The following is a 13,752-nucleotide window of genomic DNA, read 5'->3' on the forward strand; positions in this document are numbered from 1 at the left end:
CCTGCTGTCATGGCCGGGTGTCATAACGCTGGTGAGCCTCTTCACATATTCAAAAGGAGTTGCTGATGGAACTGCATGATACCCCGATGTTGCGCTATCTCGGCCAGCTCAGCCAGCCAGATCTCATCCCGGCCACCGGCCCCGCCCACTGGTTTTTACAACACAGGGACGGTGGCTGGCAATTGCCGACCGTACAGGCGACCCTGCCGGTCAACCGGCTCAGGGCTTAGCCGCTTCGATAGCGGCAGCCTTGCCCTCGATCTGGGGCAAGCTGAAACGATAGGCCACGTAGTACTTGTAGATGGTGCCGACATAGTTGATCGGCCCCTGTCCGACTTCGTTGGCCACCAACTGATCCACGTTACCGAACCAGACATTGGGATCGAGCCCCAACTTTTCTGCCTTGCCCCGCAGGGCCTGAACCCGGTTTGGCCCCGCGTTGTAGGCGGCGAGGGCAAACAGGTGGCGATTGAGCCGATCCAGCTTGGGATCATTGAAGTAGGTATCGAGGATCAACCGCATGTAGCGGCAAGCGGCCTCCACATTCCCCTCGAGGGTAGTCAGCCTGGCGCCCTTGATGCCGACCTCCCGCCCCGTGCTGGGCAGCAGTTGCATAATGCCCACGGCCCCCTTGTGCGATAGCACCTTGGGATTGAGGCCGGACTCCTTATAACCGAGCGCAGCCAACATCAGCCAGTCGAGATCGTATTGATTGGCGTACTTCTCCAGCACCTGGCGAATGATCGCCAGACGCCCCATGGGGTCCGGCGCCAAAATATTGCTCATCTGATCGCTGTGAACCAACAACCGGCGCAGGGTCATGTCGCTGTAAAGGCTGTTGCGGCTGACACTCGCCAGATAGCCATTGACAGCTTTGAGCAGTTCGGGACTGTTTTTGCGCAGCGCCCAGGCGCTGGTGCCGTTGCTGCGCAGGGGGATCAGCTTGTGGGCCTTGAGGCCGGAGATCATGCCCCCCAGCCAGATCCGCCCCTTGAAGCTGTCGGTCACCGTCAGGGGAATAATGCCGGCGGCCACCATCTCCAGCAGATCGCCATCCTGCAGGTATTCGGGCACCGTCTCGATATAGACTGGGGGCAACCCCAGCTCGCGAAACAGCCAGTTGAGCTGACGCAGGCTCTCGTAGTAGCTGGAGCTGGCGCGCACCCAGACCCGTCTGCCGGAGAGCTGGGTAATGCGGCTGAAGGCGGGCAGGCTCTTCTGGCTCACCACCCACTCCTCAATGGAAGAGATGAGTGGCCGGGAGAAGGCCACCTGTTCACGCCGGGTCGGGGTCACCGTCATGGTGGCCGCCACCAGATCGCCACGCCCCTCAGCCAGATAGTCCAGCAGCTTGTCCTGCCGCACCGGGATGTAAACCACTTTGAGCTTGACCTTCTCTTTGGCGAGATAGGAGTTGTTCAACCAGCGTTCGAACCCTTGCAGCTGATTGACCAGAATGCCGAACTGGGATCCACGATCGAGAAAATAGAAGCCGCGCTCATAGACCACCAGAGCCCTGAGTTCGCGTTTTTGCAAAATGCTTTCGAGGTCCCCGGGTTGGGGCAGACGCTGTGGCTTGAGTTCAGCCGCCAGCAGGGGAAAACAACAGAGGGCCAGCAGAGCCCAGAGCCAGCGCCGCATCAGGATGGCTGCCCCTGCGCTGACGTCACGCCTGCTGCAGGTTGGCAGCACAGATTACGATAGAAAGTGGGATTGGGGGCCGAGACCCATCGCTGCGTCATGATGTTTGCACCTTCTGTTGGCCGACTCGCGCCGGGCAAAAACGTCTGTGGGATAGAGTAACTATAGAACGCCGCCCCACAGCAGAAGGGTCAACACGGCAGGCAAAGCTGCCGCGTTATCAGACAACTCAGATAGAGCGGGCCCGCATTTCGAAAATCAGTTTTTCAGCGGTACAGGTGAATTGCAGGCGGGCTTTCAGGATCACACCGCTTTCACCCTGGGTCAGTTCACTGCTCACTTGAGCTTCGGCAGTGACCTGCCTGGCCAGAGCTTCATAGGCAGCCAGCTTGGCGTGGGCATCAGCCTCGGCCGCGGCTTCAATAACCAGCTCCATCACATCGTCGCCTTCGCCGATGATGGTGCCGATCTCGGCAAAACAGCCGCAGCTGTCACAGGTTTCGTTCAGTTCAACTTTCTCGTCTACAGACATTTTCTACTCCTACTGCTTATTTCGGATGATTTTCGTCGTCACGCATCGCCTTGCGAAAATCTTTGATGGCGGTCCCCAGATCCTCACCTGCACTGGCAAGACGCTTGCTGCCGAAAACCAGCACAGCGACCAGCAAGAGGATCAACATATGCCAGACATGAACTCGACAGAGACCCCTACGGGCACCCACCCACAAAAAGATATCTGGTACTTGTATCAAAATAGAGCGCAGGGATTGTTGGGCAAAATCAAGGCAGGTGCAAGTGACCAAATAAATCATAGCAAAAAATAGGGCGACCATGAGGTCGCCATATTGATTGTGCTACGTGTCCCCTCAACCGCTACATCCTGTACCAGTGGTTCATGCGAACCTGAGACCATTCGAGGATAAGATCACCAAGATATGAAAACAAATGGTATAAATTCATCTTAGAATTGAAGGGGATTCATATCATGCTGTTGGAACAACTGGGTCGCATCGACCTCAATTTGCTGATTATCCTGCAAGTGCTGCTGGAGGAGCGCAACGGCAGCAAGGCAGCACGCAGACTCCACTTGAGTCAGTCCGCCGTCAGCAAGGCCCTCGGCCGTCTGCGCGATACCTTCAACGATCCCCTCTTCATCCGCTCCGCCTTCGGACTGGAACCCACCGGCCGCGCCCTTGCGTTGCAGCAGCAGTTGCAACCCATCCTGCTGTCGCTGGACAACCTGATCCAGCCGCCCGAATTCGACCCCGCCAGCTCGGAGAGAGAGTTCGTCATTGCGAGCATGGACAGCGCCTTCACCCTGTTTGCGCCGCTCTACCTGAGCGAGCTGAAACGGCTGGCTCCACGGGTTCGCTTGCGTTATGAGGAGTGGAACGAGCACAGCCTGACCGAGATGAGCCAGGGGCAGGTGGACATCGCCTTCGCTGTGCGGGAGAACTGCATCAGCTCCGATTACCGGCTCGATACCCTGCCCGGCAGTATCTGTCAGCACCTGCTGGCCATCGATGATCTCACCTGTCTGGTGCAACAGCACCACCCCGCCTTGCGGGAACCCTGTTGGAATCTGGATCACTACCTGAGCTATCCCCATGTGCAGACTTACTGCGAAGGGCGGGATCGCTGGATGCTGGATCACAAGCTGGCGGAGCAGGGGCTCTACCGGCGCATCGATGCGACCGTACCCTCCTTCGAGGCCGCACTGCGGATCGGGATGCACTCCGACATGATAGTGACCCTCTCCAAGCTCTATGCCCGTCACGCCACCCAGGTTTACCCGCTGCTGCAGCTACCGCTGCCCATAGGGCTGGACAGCATCTCCCACCTGCTGATCTGGCATCAGCGTCACAACGAAGATCCGGGCCACCGATGGCTGCGGGATCTGCTGTTGACCCAGATCATGAGTCAGCTACCGCCCCCCCAAGGGCAATGAGGATCAGGGGATGGCGGTCACCGCCAGATAGTGATGCACCCCGTCCAGCAGCATCTGGACCGAGATCATCACCAGCAGCATGCCCATCAGCCTCTCCACCGCAGTGAGTCCCCGCTCACCCAGCAGCTTGTTGAATACCTCGTAGAACATCAGGATCACCGCACTGGCGGCCCAGGCAATAAAGAGCGCCAGCGACCAGTCCACCATGCGGGTGGGCTCCTGATTGGCCAGCAGCATCAAAGAGGCCAGGATCGAGGGACCGGCAATCATCGGGATCGCCATCGGCACCAGGAAGGGCTCCTCGCCCGCTGCCAATCCGGTCACGCCCCCTTCACTGGGGAAGATCATCTTGATGGCGATCAGGAACAGGATGATGCCCCCCGCGATGCTGACAGCTTCCTGGCGCAGGTTGAGGAAGCCAAGGATCTGCTGACCGACGAAGAGAAACAGCATCATGATGGCCAGCGAAAAAAGCAGTTCGCGGATCATCACCTTGCGTCGCCGCTTGGGATCGATATGACGCAGGATGGAGAGAAAGACCGGCAGATTGCCCAGCGGGTCCATGATCAGAAACAGCATGACTGCGGCAGAGAAAGCATCCATACAACGCCCTGGCTACGCCTTGAAGAGGGAAAAGAGAGGGGGCGAAATATAGCAAAGGGTGAAGAATTCAGCGAGCGCCATGATGCGCTCGCAGCAGGGTTAACCGTGGTTGCAGATCTTGTCAGCGCGGGTCTGAAAGCCCTCTGCCGAGTCGATGAATTTGCCGCGGGCGGCCAAAAAGTCGATCAGCGCTTCTGCATCCATCTCGCTGGCGCTGCAGGTATGAAAACGGGCTTCGGCACCAAACCGCTCGGCCATCCCCAGTTTCAGGCTGGCACGGGTAAATTGGCCACCTTGCGCCAGCATCATCTCCATCACTTCGTGACCATGAATCGATTGCGACATCTCTCACCTCATTAATGAACATATTTAATGCCAATTAAATATCGCTCGGCCAGAAGGGATCTTGATATAAGCCAATAAATCGTGCATTACCTGGCCAGAGGAGTGGTCAGCACCGCCGCTTTGTCGATAATGTGGCAACCCGCATCAGGGATCGCTACACTGGCGCCCCTTTTTCGCCATCGCAGACCATTTATAAGGATATTGGCGTCATGCTGTTCCATGGAGAGGCTCTCAAGCCCTGGCAGATCTGGACCCGCCGCCCCCTCTGGCTCAAGACCCTGATCGGCATGCTGATCGGCGTCGGGCTGGGTGTCGGCTTTGAGGAGCAGGCTCTGCTGCTCAAACCCCTGGGCGTTTTGTTCGTCAATACCATCCAGATGCTGATGGTGCCCCTCATCTTCTGTTCGGTCATCGCCGGTCTCACTTCTCTGCTCAAGGGCAAGGGACTGGATCGCATCGGCAACAAGGCGATCTGCCTCTACTTCTGCTCTACCGCCATCGCCATCTGCATCGGTCTGATGATGGGCTGGCTGCTGGAACCCGGCATGGGCGCCAATATGGACCCTCATCAGCGACTCGGTGTAGCAGCCCAACCAACAATGGCCAGCGTACTGAGTCAATTAGTGCCGAGTAACCCGGTACCGGCGATGGTGGATGGCAAGATCCTACAGGTGATCGTCTTGGCCGTCGCGCTAGCGGTGGCCCTCAATGCAAGTGGACGCCGCGGTCGGCCCGCCATCCTCTTCTTCACCTCGCTGGCAGAGGGGATGTTCAAGCTGACCCAGATGGTGATGGCGCTCGCCCCCTATGGCGTCTGCGCCCTGATGGCCTGGATGACCGGCAAGTATGGCCTCGACCTGCTGCTGCCGCTGCTCAAGGTGATCGGCGCCGTCTACCTCGGCTGCCTGCTGCACGTGCTCGGGGTCTACAGTGCCCTGCTACTCCTGCTGGCACGGCTCAATCCCTTGCACTACTTCAAGAGCATCGTCGATGCCCAGGCGGTTGCATTTACCAGCAGCTCGAGCAGCAGCACCCTGCCCATCAGTCTGGCCTGCGCCGAGAAGCGGCTGGGTGTCTCTCCCGCCATCACCGCCAAGGTGCTGCCCATCGGCGCCACCATCAACATGGATGGCACCGCCCTCTATCAGGGCGTCACTGCGCTGTTCGTGGCGCAGGCATTCGGGGTGGATCTGCACATGGTCGATTACCTGACCATCATCAGCATCGCCACCCTGGCCAGTATAGGCACGGCGGGCACTCCCGGCACCGGGCTGATGCTGCTGACCCTGACCCTGACCGCCGTGGGGTTGCCACTGGAAGGGGTGGCGCTGATTGCAGGTATTGACCGGATCCTCGACATGGCGCGCACCACGGTCAACGTATCGGGGGATATTCTGGTGTCAGTGCTGATCGCCCGCAGTGAAAACGAGCTGGATCTGGCGACCTATCACGATGCCAGTGCGGGGGAAGATATCGAGTTCCCGCCACGCTAGCAGAAGATCAGCTGTCGTGGGGATCGTGATGACAGCGCCAGCAGAGGTCAAAATTAGCGCCGTTCTCCTCACCGCACTGACCGCACAGCCAGCTGTTACCCTGACGCTGCTGGTAACGCTCGATGACCCGTCCTGCTCTGCTGCGATCCTCAGCCCGTACCATCAAGGTCACCTGCAGCAGGTCAACCGGCAGCTCGCCCAGAGCGCCGGAGAGGCCATCACCATTGAGTCGCACCAGCAGCCCTTCTGCCTCCAGCGCCCCTTTCAGGGCGTGTGCCTCCAGCGTGTGTGAAGCGCGATAGAGATTGATCCAGTTATCCATAGCTTCCCCTTATAACATTTTCTCGATACCGAACTCGGCGCCGCTCTCTACCATGAAATCGATGAATGCCCGCAACTTGCGCGGCATCAGCCGCTGCTCCGGAAACAACAGATAGATGGGCACTTTGGGTTGCTGCCACTCTGATAACAACCCCACCAGTTCGCCACTGGCCAGCTCCTCCTGACAGAGCATAGCGGGTAACGACGCCAACCCCAGCCCCGCCTTTGCCGCCTCGCGGGCACAGGTAATATTGTTGACCCGAAAACGGGATGGGGGGTCGACCAGCACCTCTTTACCCGCTCGCTCAAAGCACCAGTGGGAGGCGAGAAAACCGCTGCTGACCGTCACCCGCTCATGATGGGCAAGATCCTCCGGCCGGGTGATGGCAGGTGTTCGCGCCAGATAATCAGGGCTGGCACAGAGCAGTCGGCTGGCGCTCCAGAGTCGACGCGCCGCCAGATTGGAGTCGCTCATGTCACCAATTCGTACCACCGCATCCAGTCCTTCGCTGATGGGGTCCACCACCCGGTTGGTCAGCTCCAGCTCGACCTGCAGGCCGGGATAACACTGCAAAAATTTGGCGACCATGCGGCCGATCACCAACTGTCCCGTCTCAATGGGCACTGCCAGTTTGAGGGTACCGGTCACTTCCTGCTGGCTGGCACTCAGCATCAGCTCGGCCTGGGCCAGCTCTTCAACCGCCTTACTGCAACGCAGGTAGTACTGCTCCCCTTCCTCGGTCAGAGTGAGCTGACGGGTGGAGCGATAAAGCAGGCGAACTCCGAGCCGCTGTTCCAGCTCGGCGATCCGGCGACTGACCATCGCCTTGGTCATCCCCAGCTCCCGGGCGGCCCCCGTAAATGACCCCTTGTCGACGATCCGCACCAGAATTAACGCGGCATTGAGATCCATTGTTGCACCAGTGAAACTGTATATCTCGTGAACCAATACTAATCGAAACAGTTGACCAGTGTTAGCCTGCGCCCCTTAAGTTCAGGAATCACAAAAATGAGTCAACACAAAAAAATTCCCCTGCTGGCAGCCATGATATTGGCGCTGCTCGGTCTGCTGCTCGCCGGTTACTGGTATCTTCACGGCCGCTATTTTGAAAGCACCGACAACGCCTATCTGCAAAGTGAAGTGACCGGGATCAGCTCCAAGCTGCCCGGCTATATCCGCGAAGTGCTGGTCACCGACAACCAGCCGGTCAAAGCGGGCCAGCTGATCGCCCGTCTCGATGATCGCGAATACAAAACCAGGGTCGCGGAGGCCGAAGCCGACCTGCGCCTCAATCAGGCGACGGCCGAGAATCTGGCCGCCACGCGCACCCAACAACTGAGCCTGATCCAGCAGGCCGAGGCCAAGGTCGCCTCCGCCAATGCCGAACAGCTGCGCGCCAGCCAGCAGGTCAACCGGATCAGTCAGCTCAACCAGCGCCACTACAGCTCGCAAGACAGTCTGGACGAGGTGCGTGCCGGCCTGCAGGTCAATCAGGCGCAAGCTCGGGAGGCCAAAGCCGCCCTGCAGGCGGCCCGTGAGCGACTGCTGGTACTGGATGCCGAGCGCAAACAGAACTTGGCCAAGCTGGCATTGAGCGAAGCCCAGCTGGATCAGGCCAGACTGGAGCTGGGTTACACCGAACTGCGGGCGCCTGCCGACGGCATCATCGGCAAGCGCAGCCTGCGGGAAGGGCTCTACGTCCAGTCCGGTATGCAGGTCGCCAGCCTGGTACCGCTGCAACAGGTGTGGGTCGAGGCCAACTTCAAGGAGACCCAGCTCGCCCATATGCAGCCGGGCCAGAAGGTCGAAGTGGTGCTCGATGCCTATCCGGATCAACCGGTCGAGGGGATCATCGACAGCCTGGCCCCGGCCACCGGCGCCAAGTTCGCCCTGCTGCCACCGGAGAATGCCACCGGCAACTTCACCAAAATCGTGCAGCGGGTACCGGTCAAGATCCGCATCCCCGAGCCAGGCCCGCTGGCAGGCAAGCTGCTGCCGGGTCTCTCTACCGAAGTGATCGTGGATACCCGCACTCCTGATCCCGTGGTTGCTGCCAACTGATGGAACCCATTCCACGTCGCAACTGGATCGCGGTCATGGGGGGCCTTATCGGCGCCTTCATGGCCATCCTCGATATCCAGATCACCAATGCCTCCCTGAAAGACATTCAGGGGGCGCTGTCGGCTACCCTGAGCGAAAGCTCCTGGATCTCCACCTCCTATCTGGTGGCAGAGATGATCGCCATCCCCCTGAGCGGCTGGCTGAGTCGAGGGCTGAGCGTGCGCCGCTACCTGCTCTGGACCACCGGCGCCTTTATTGTCGCCTCCGTGCTCTGCTCATTCAGCTGGAACCTCACCAGCATGATCGTCTTTCGGGCCTTGCAGGGCTTTACCGGCGGCGCACTGATCCCGATGGCCTTCTCCCTCATCGTGACCTTGTTGCCGCTCCAGAAGCGGGCCACCGGCATGGCGCTGTTCGGCCTCTGCGCCACTTTCGCCCCCGCCATCGGCCCAACCCTCGGCGGCTGGCTGACCGAGCAGATGTCGTGGCACTACATCTTCTATCTCAATGTGCCGCCAGGATTGCTGGTGATGGCCATGCTGGCCCACGGGCTGGACAAGAAACCGGTGGACTGGGCGGTGATCAAGCAGGTGGATCTCATCGGCATCATCACCATGGCGCTCGGCCTCGGCTTGCTGGAGGTGGTGCTGGAGGAGGGCAACCGGGAGGACTGGTTCGGCTCAAGCTTCATCATGCGACTGGCGGTCATCTCGGCGGTGGCGCTGGTGTTCTTTGTCATCAGCCAGTTGATCCGCCGTCACCCGCTGGTCAATCTGCGGCTGCTGCACAACCCGCGCTTCGCGCTGGCCTGCTTCGCCTATCTGATCCTCGGCATGGCGCTGATGGGCTCCATCTATGTGCTGCCGCTCTACATGACCCAGATCCACAACTACAACGCGCTGGAGATCGGCGAGGTACTGATGTGGATGGGGCTGCCGCAACTGCTGGTGCTACCGCTGGTGCCCAAACTGACCCACAAGATAGACCCGCGCTATCTGGTGAGCTTCGGCTTCCTTATCTTCGCCGTCAGCTGCTTCATGAACGTCAACATGAGTGCCGACTACGCCGGGCCGCAGCTGATCCATTCGCTCATCGTGCGGGCGCTGGGGCAACCCTTCATCATGGTGCCGCTGTCACTGGTGGCCACCGCCAGCCTGACCCATGACGAGATCCCCTCCTCCTCGACCCTGCTCAACGTGCTGCGTAATCTGGGGGGTGCCTTTGGTATCGCCATCATCGCCACCCTGCTCGACAACGATACCCGCACCCATGTAGCGCAGATCAGCAGCACCCTGGCCGCCAGCAGCATAGAGGGACAGAGCTATCTGCTGCAACTGGCCCAGAGCATGATGGCGCAGGGCTCAGGCCCCGAGATTGCCCAACAGCAAGCGCGAGCCATGCTGGCCAATACCATCAACCGGGAGGCGGCCATCATGGCCTATAACCAAGTGTTCTACATCATGGGGATCTTCCTGCTGATCGCCAGCGGCCTGATGCTGTTGCTCAAATCCCCCGCCCCACGGGCAGCGGATGCCGAACCGCTAGAGGCTTGACGCTCTCGGGATATAAAACCAAAAACGGGCAAACGCCCGTTTTTCTTTATCTGTTAGCTGTAATCAATAACTTGCTGTTATCCCGCCAACGATCCCGCAATCAGGAATTGCGCGGCGAAGTAGCTGCTCATCACCCAGGCGCTGGCGTGGGGAAAGGGGCGGCGGAAACGATCGAGCGCCAGCATGCTGTCGGAGAAGAGGAACATCAGTGCCCCCACCAGAGCGGCGGCAGAACCGGCGGTAAGAGAAGCGTGCCAGGCACCGGCAGCCACCCAGGCCATGCCGATGATCACCAGCATGTAGCAGAAGACCGGGATCCGCATCTCCCCCAGCTTGCCCCACAGCAGGCCGAATACCATGCCGGCGATCAGCAACAGCAGCAAACCATCCACCAGATTGAGCAGCAATGGCCCTTGGGCAAAACCGACGATATAGCAGAGATGCGCGACAAGAAATGCCGCTAACCCCTGAATGAAGCGATCGCTTGGCAACATCAGCAGCACATCGCCCGCCAGCGAGAGGCAGAGGCCGAGCAGGATCCAGGCGTGTGAACCATCGTGGTCATAACTCTGGTAGCCAAACGCCAACGCGATGATAAGCAGCATGGTCAGCGGCTTGCTGATATAGAACTGGCGGCTGTCTGAACCGTAGGCCGCACGGATGTGCCACCAACCTGAAGCGATGATCAAGAAACTCAATAACATGCCCTGCTCCTCACCTGTTGCTCGCAGTCATACGGCAACCGTTTTTATCATGGTGCAGGGTAACAAATTCCCTCCCCCAGTGGCAGGGGTGCTTATCAAATGGACAGACTAAGCCTAAAGTCTAATTGCCGCCCCGAGTGGTTCAGGGCATAAGTGACGGGTCTGAAGGATCACCATGGAAGAAGCTATGAAAAACTATCTGCCCGCCATCGATATCATGATGTGCCATCTGGGGATCAGCTTTGAGCAGGCCTGCGAACAGCTGGGTCTCAGCCAGCAGGAGCAACAGGCACTGGATCAATTGCAACAACAGCAGAGCCAAGCCAACTAGCCCTCCCGTTATTGACATCATGATGTGCCATCCGGGGATCGGCTTTGAGCAGGCCTGCGAACAGTTGGGTCTCAGCCAGCAGGAGCAACAGGCACGGGATCAGTTGCAACAACAGCAGAGCCAAGCTAACTAGCCCTCCCGTTATTGACATCATGATGTGCCACCCGGGGATCAGCGTTGAGCGGGCCTGTGAACAGCTGGGACTGAGCCCACTGGAGCGGCAAACTCTGAGCCTGCGACAAGAACAGGATCGACCCGGGTAGCAAACAACCTGCAGTCTCCACTACACAAAAGAAGACCGCCTGACGGCGGTCTTCTTTTTCATCCAGCTAGGCTGCCCGGGTAGTGATGCCAGCCAGCAGACGGCTCCAGTTACGCTTACCAGTGATGAAGCCGTCTCTTAGAGATCGATACTCCAGTTGCAGCTTGAGCCGATCATAACGGGCCAGCGCTTTGCGTTTGCGCAGCTCCAGCAGTCGTTTGCGACTGGCGTAGTAATGCTGCAGCTGCTGGCTCAACTTCGCATACTCCTCCTGCAACAGTGCTTGCCACAACTCGCGATCATCCTGTTTGCAGAGTTGCGCTTGGGCCCGTTTCAACTGCATCTCCAGCCTCGCCAGTTCAATCCGCTCTTCCGGCGCAGAACGAAGGTCTGCCGCCAAGCCACACCAGGAGGCGAGCCGGATCAACCACTTGGTCGGATCGAACTGCCACCAGTGAATGCCGTTGCGGTAATCATGCTCGAATAGGTGGTGAAAGTTGTGGTACCCCTCGCCAAAGGTAAAAAAGGCCAAAATGCCGTTGTCGCGCGCCGAGTTACGGTCGGTATAAGGCTGACTGCCCCAGATATGTGCCAGTGAATTGATAAAGAAGGTGGTGTGGTGAGTCATCACCATCCGCAACACCCCTGCCAGCAGCAGCATGCCGAGCAGGTCACCGTGCCACAGGCCAAGCAGCAGCGGCAGCCCCAGGTTGGCCCCCAGCGCCAACATCAGATAGTGGCGATGCTGAAAAGCGACCACGGAGTTATTATGCAGGTCCCGTACATTGCTGTAATCGCCATACGCCTCTCCCTGATACTCCCGCAACATCCAGCCAATATGGGAGTACCAGAAACCGCGCTCGGCACTGTAGGGGTCCTTATCGTTGTCATCCACATGGCGGTGATGACGACGATGGTCGGCAGCCCAATGCAACGCCGAATTCTGTAACGCCAATGCGCCGCCGAAGGCAAATAACCCCTGCAACACAGGGTGCGCCTTATAAGCCTTGTGTGACCAGAGACGGTGATAACCCGCGGTGATGGATAAACCACTCAAACAGAACAGCAGCAGGAAGCTGCCCCACTGCCAGATATCGTAACCGTGGCTCATGCCATACCAGGGCACAGCAACCAGTGCGACCACCCCAGAGAGGGAGAACAACAGGGTATTGGTGATAATAATCGGAGGTCTAGCCATCTTCTTGCATCCTTTCAGCGAACAGCTGTTCGCCATTTTCCATGGCAACTTCGCCATGGTCAATGGTAAAAAGTAGGATACAAACCTGATCCGAAGGCGCCTTCGGGTTATCATTTGGCCTCGTTAAGCTGAAGGTGACTGATTTCGTGGGTATTCGCGCTCAACAAAAAGAAAAAACTCGGCGTACATTGATTGATGCTGCATTCAGCCAACTGTGCGCTAACCGAAGTTTCTCCAACCTCAGCCTGCGGGAAGTTGCCCGTGAAGCGGGTATCGCCCCCACCTCTTTCTATCGCCACTTCAGCGACATGGAAGAGCTGGGCCTGACCCTGGTTGACGAAGGGGGTCTCACCCTGCGCCAACTGATGCGCCAGGCGCGCCAGCGCATCGCCGGTGGCGGCAGTGTCATTAGCACCTCGGTACAGACCTTTATGGAGTTCGTCGAGAACAACCCAAACATCTTCCGCCTGCTGCTACGGGAACGCTCCGGCACCTCGGCCGCGTTTCGTCAGGCGGTGGCTCGCGAGATCCAGCACTTCATCGCCGAGCTGACCGACTACCTCGAAGCGACGACTCGAGCGCCCCGGGAAGATGCCTACATCCAGGCCGAAGCCATGGTCACCATTGTATTCAGTGCCGGTGCCGATGCGCTCGACATGACCAGCGAAGAGTGCCGGGCACTCTCCGACCGTACAATTCGCCAACTGCGGATGATCGCGATGGGCGCCGAGGTGCAAAACCAGAAGCGCCGTGAACCTCACCCATTACCACAGGATGGAGAACGACATGTCTGAACAGCTTATGATCCCCAAAAAACCGCTCGTCATGGCCATGCTGATTGGTATCTGTGGCGATGCCTCTCTGGCCATGCTGACCAATTCGGTCGTGCCGTTCTCCTTCTTTCCGCTGATTGCCCTCTGGCTGGCGGCCTATCAGCAGTTCCAGCACTATCGCCATGAACCCATGGTGGGCAATATCCCCATCTGCACCCTGCTCTGCTTCTTTATCGGTATCTTCGGCCACTCCGCGCTGCTCAAGGTGCAATACCCGGAACTCGGCAGCAACTTCTTCTCCCTAATCATGATGCTGCTGCTACTGGCCGCCCTCTCCATCAAGCTGGGTCTGAGCATTGGCAAGAAGCAGCCCTGATCAACCGATAGCGTGATGGCAATCACCTTATCGACAACGAGACCATGAAAAGAGGCCTTCCCAACGGGAAGGCCTCTTTAACCTGATAAATCCTGTATGACCATGTGGCTAATAACATCATGCCGATCAGCCAATAACATCA

17 protein-coding genes are annotated in these 13,752 nt (G+C 58.7%); 8 read left to right on the forward strand and 9 right to left on the reverse strand.

Annotated features, from left to right (window positions below):
* The first annotated feature begins 65 nt into the window (after nucleotides 1-65).
* Nucleotides 66-230 (forward strand): hypothetical protein, encoded by a 165-nt coding sequence (locus BN1125_RS19290; RefSeq protein ID WP_167562324.1) that lies wholly within the window; start codon nucleotides 66-68, stop codon nucleotides 228-230.
* Here BN1125_RS19290 and BN1125_RS15910 read toward each other — a convergent pair.
* The 3 genes from BN1125_RS15910 to tatA all read right to left on the reverse strand — a co-directional run bounded on the left by BN1125_RS15910 (nucleotide 220) and on the right by tatA (nucleotide 2,321).
* On the reverse strand, nucleotides 220-1,641 hold the full coding sequence (locus BN1125_RS15910; RefSeq protein WP_084202333.1) for an MltF family protein: 1,422 nt from the start codon (nucleotides 1,639-1,641) through the stop codon (nucleotides 220-222). The two genes, BN1125_RS19290 and BN1125_RS15910, sit on opposite strands and share 11 nt — an antisense overlap.
* Nucleotides 1,642-1,870: 229 nt before the next feature.
* Complete coding sequence (locus BN1125_RS15915; protein ID WP_042013426.1) at nucleotides 1,871-2,173, reverse strand: YfcZ/YiiS family protein; 303 nt, start codon at nucleotides 2,171-2,173, stop codon at nucleotides 1,871-1,873.
* Nucleotides 2,174-2,189: 16 nt separating this feature from the next.
* Complete coding sequence (gene tatA, locus BN1125_RS19780) at nucleotides 2,190-2,321, reverse strand: twin-arginine translocase TatA/TatE family subunit (protein WP_042013428.1); 132 nt, start codon at nucleotides 2,319-2,321, stop codon at nucleotides 2,190-2,192.
* 305 nt (nucleotides 2,322-2,626) lie between these two features.
* Between tatA and BN1125_RS15925 the strand changes: the two genes are divergently transcribed.
* Nucleotides 2,627-3,589, forward strand: a complete 963-nt coding sequence (locus tag BN1125_RS15925) for a LysR family transcriptional regulator (protein ID WP_042013429.1) — start codon at nucleotides 2,627-2,629, stop codon at nucleotides 3,587-3,589.
* Nucleotides 3,590-3,592: 3 nt separating this feature from the next.
* On the opposite strand, the gene BN1125_RS15930 is transcribed toward BN1125_RS15925, so the two are convergent.
* Both BN1125_RS15930 and BN1125_RS15935 read right to left on the reverse strand, forming a co-directional pair.
* Entirely contained in the window at nucleotides 3,593-4,192 is a 600-nt protein-coding gene (locus tag BN1125_RS15930; protein ID WP_042013430.1) for a YhgN family NAAT transporter, read from the reverse strand.
* Between the two features lie 99 nt (nucleotides 4,193-4,291).
* Nucleotides 4,292-4,537, reverse strand: a complete 246-nt coding sequence (locus BN1125_RS15935) for a YecH family metal-binding protein (RefSeq protein WP_042013431.1) — start codon at nucleotides 4,535-4,537, stop codon at nucleotides 4,292-4,294.
* Nucleotides 4,538-4,746: 209 nt separating this feature from the next.
* Here BN1125_RS15935 and BN1125_RS15940 point away from each other — a divergent pair, with 209 nt between their 5' ends.
* Nucleotides 4,747-6,030, forward strand: coding sequence for a dicarboxylate/amino acid:cation symporter (locus BN1125_RS15940; protein WP_042013432.1), 1,284 nt, complete (start codon nucleotides 4,747-4,749; stop codon nucleotides 6,028-6,030).
* 7 nt (nucleotides 6,031-6,037) lie between these two features.
* Here BN1125_RS15940 and BN1125_RS15945 read toward each other — a convergent pair whose 3' ends face one another.
* Together BN1125_RS15945 and BN1125_RS15950 are read right to left on the reverse strand one after the other, a co-directional pair.
* Nucleotides 6,038-6,352, reverse strand: a complete 315-nt coding sequence (locus BN1125_RS15945) for a putative signal transducing protein (protein ID WP_042013434.1) — start codon at nucleotides 6,350-6,352, stop codon at nucleotides 6,038-6,040.
* Between the two features lie 9 nt (nucleotides 6,353-6,361).
* Complete coding sequence (locus tag BN1125_RS15950; RefSeq protein WP_042013436.1) at nucleotides 6,362-7,264, reverse strand: LysR family transcriptional regulator; 903 nt, start codon at nucleotides 7,262-7,264, stop codon at nucleotides 6,362-6,364.
* 96 nt (nucleotides 7,265-7,360) lie between these two features.
* On the opposite strand from BN1125_RS15950, the gene BN1125_RS15955 reads away from it, so the two are divergent.
* On the forward strand, nucleotides 7,361-8,413 hold the full coding sequence (locus BN1125_RS15955) for an HlyD family secretion protein (RefSeq protein ID WP_042013437.1): 1,053 nt from the start codon (nucleotides 7,361-7,363) through the stop codon (nucleotides 8,411-8,413).
* Nucleotides 8,413-9,966 (forward strand): DHA2 family efflux MFS transporter permease subunit, encoded by a 1,554-nt coding sequence (locus BN1125_RS15960; RefSeq protein WP_042013438.1) that lies wholly within the window; start codon nucleotides 8,413-8,415, stop codon nucleotides 9,964-9,966. The genes BN1125_RS15955 and BN1125_RS15960 overlap by 1 nt, the downstream gene beginning before the upstream one ends.
* A gap of 77 nt (nucleotides 9,967-10,043) precedes the next feature.
* Here BN1125_RS15960 and BN1125_RS15965 read toward each other — a convergent pair whose 3' ends face one another.
* Entirely contained in the window at nucleotides 10,044-10,670 is a 627-nt protein-coding gene (locus tag BN1125_RS15965) for a lysoplasmalogenase (protein ID WP_042013440.1), read from the reverse strand.
* Nucleotides 10,671-10,857: 187 nt separating this feature from the next.
* Between BN1125_RS15965 and BN1125_RS19160 the strand changes: the two genes are divergently transcribed.
* Entirely contained in the window at nucleotides 10,858-11,001 is a 144-nt protein-coding gene (locus tag BN1125_RS19160) for a hypothetical protein (RefSeq protein ID WP_162182404.1), read from the forward strand.
* A 329-nt stretch (nucleotides 11,002-11,330) separates the two neighbouring features.
* Here the strand turns inward: BN1125_RS19160 and BN1125_RS15970 are convergent, their stop codons facing one another.
* On the reverse strand, nucleotides 11,331-12,461 hold the full coding sequence (locus BN1125_RS15970) for a fatty acid desaturase (protein WP_042013441.1): 1,131 nt from the start codon (nucleotides 12,459-12,461) through the stop codon (nucleotides 11,331-11,333).
* A 146-nt stretch (nucleotides 12,462-12,607) separates the two neighbouring features.
* On the opposite strand from BN1125_RS15970, the gene fabR reads away from it, so the two are divergent.
* Both fabR and BN1125_RS15980 read left to right on the forward strand, forming a co-directional pair.
* Nucleotides 12,608-13,255, forward strand: a complete 648-nt coding sequence (gene fabR / locus BN1125_RS15975) for an HTH-type transcriptional repressor FabR (RefSeq protein WP_042013443.1) — start codon at nucleotides 12,608-12,610, stop codon at nucleotides 13,253-13,255.
* Nucleotides 13,248-13,610 carry a YijD family membrane protein gene (locus BN1125_RS15980; protein ID WP_042013444.1) on the forward strand — a complete coding sequence of 121 codons (363 nt, stop codon included), beginning with the start codon at nucleotides 13,248-13,250 and terminating at the stop codon, nucleotides 13,608-13,610. Before fabR ends, BN1125_RS15980 begins: the two co-directional genes overlap by 8 nt.
* Nucleotides 13,611-13,752 lie beyond the last annotated feature (142 nt).

The sequence above is a fragment of the Aeromonas fluvialis genome, from assembly GCF_000819885.1.
GTDB lineage: Bacteria > Pseudomonadota > Gammaproteobacteria > Enterobacterales > Aeromonadaceae > Aeromonas > Aeromonas fluvialis.

Coding starts and splice junctions, on each gene's coding strand:
- BN1125_RS15925 (WP_042013429.1), top strand. CDS start 2,627: ATGCTGTTGGAACAACTGGGTCGCATCGACCTCAATTTGCTGATTATC.
- BN1125_RS15940 (WP_042013432.1), top strand. CDS start 4,747: ATGCTGTTCCATGGAGAGGCTCTCAAGCCCTGGCAGATCTGGACCCGC.
- BN1125_RS15955 (WP_042013437.1), top strand. CDS start 7,361: ATGAGTCAACACAAAAAAATTCCCCTGCTGGCAGCCATGATATTGGCG.
- tatA (WP_042013428.1), bottom strand. CDS start 2,321: ATGTTGATCCTCTTGCTGGTCGCTGTGCTGGTTTTCGGCAGCAAGCGT.
- BN1125_RS15965 (WP_042013440.1), bottom strand. CDS start 10,670: ATGTTATTGAGTTTCTTGATCATCGCTTCAGGTTGGTGGCACATCCGT.
- BN1125_RS19160 (WP_162182404.1), top strand. CDS start 10,858: ATGAAAAACTATCTGCCCGCCATCGATATCATGATGTGCCATCTGGGG.
- BN1125_RS15935 (WP_042013431.1), bottom strand. CDS start 4,537: ATGTCGCAATCGATTCATGGTCACGAAGTGATGGAGATGATGCTGGCG.
- BN1125_RS15915 (WP_042013426.1), bottom strand. CDS start 2,173: ATGTCTGTAGACGAGAAAGTTGAACTGAACGAAACCTGTGACAGCTGC.
- BN1125_RS15910 (WP_084202333.1), bottom strand. CDS start 1,641: ATGCGGCGCTGGCTCTGGGCTCTGCTGGCCCTCTGTTGTTTTCCCCTG.
- BN1125_RS15960 (WP_042013438.1), top strand. CDS start 8,413: ATGGAACCCATTCCACGTCGCAACTGGATCGCGGTCATGGGGGGCCTT.
- BN1125_RS15970 (WP_042013441.1), bottom strand. CDS start 12,461: ATGGCTAGACCTCCGATTATTATCACCAATACCCTGTTGTTCTCCCTC.
- BN1125_RS15945 (WP_042013434.1), bottom strand. CDS start 6,352: ATGGATAACTGGATCAATCTCTATCGCGCTTCACACACGCTGGAGGCA.
- BN1125_RS15950 (WP_042013436.1), bottom strand. CDS start 7,264: ATGGATCTCAATGCCGCGTTAATTCTGGTGCGGATCGTCGACAAGGGG.
- BN1125_RS19290 (WP_167562324.1), top strand. CDS start 66: ATGGAACTGCATGATACCCCGATGTTGCGCTATCTCGGCCAGCTCAGC.
- BN1125_RS15980 (WP_042013444.1), top strand. CDS start 13,248: ATGTCTGAACAGCTTATGATCCCCAAAAAACCGCTCGTCATGGCCATG.
- BN1125_RS15930 (WP_042013430.1), bottom strand. CDS start 4,192: ATGGATGCTTTCTCTGCCGCAGTCATGCTGTTTCTGATCATGGACCCG.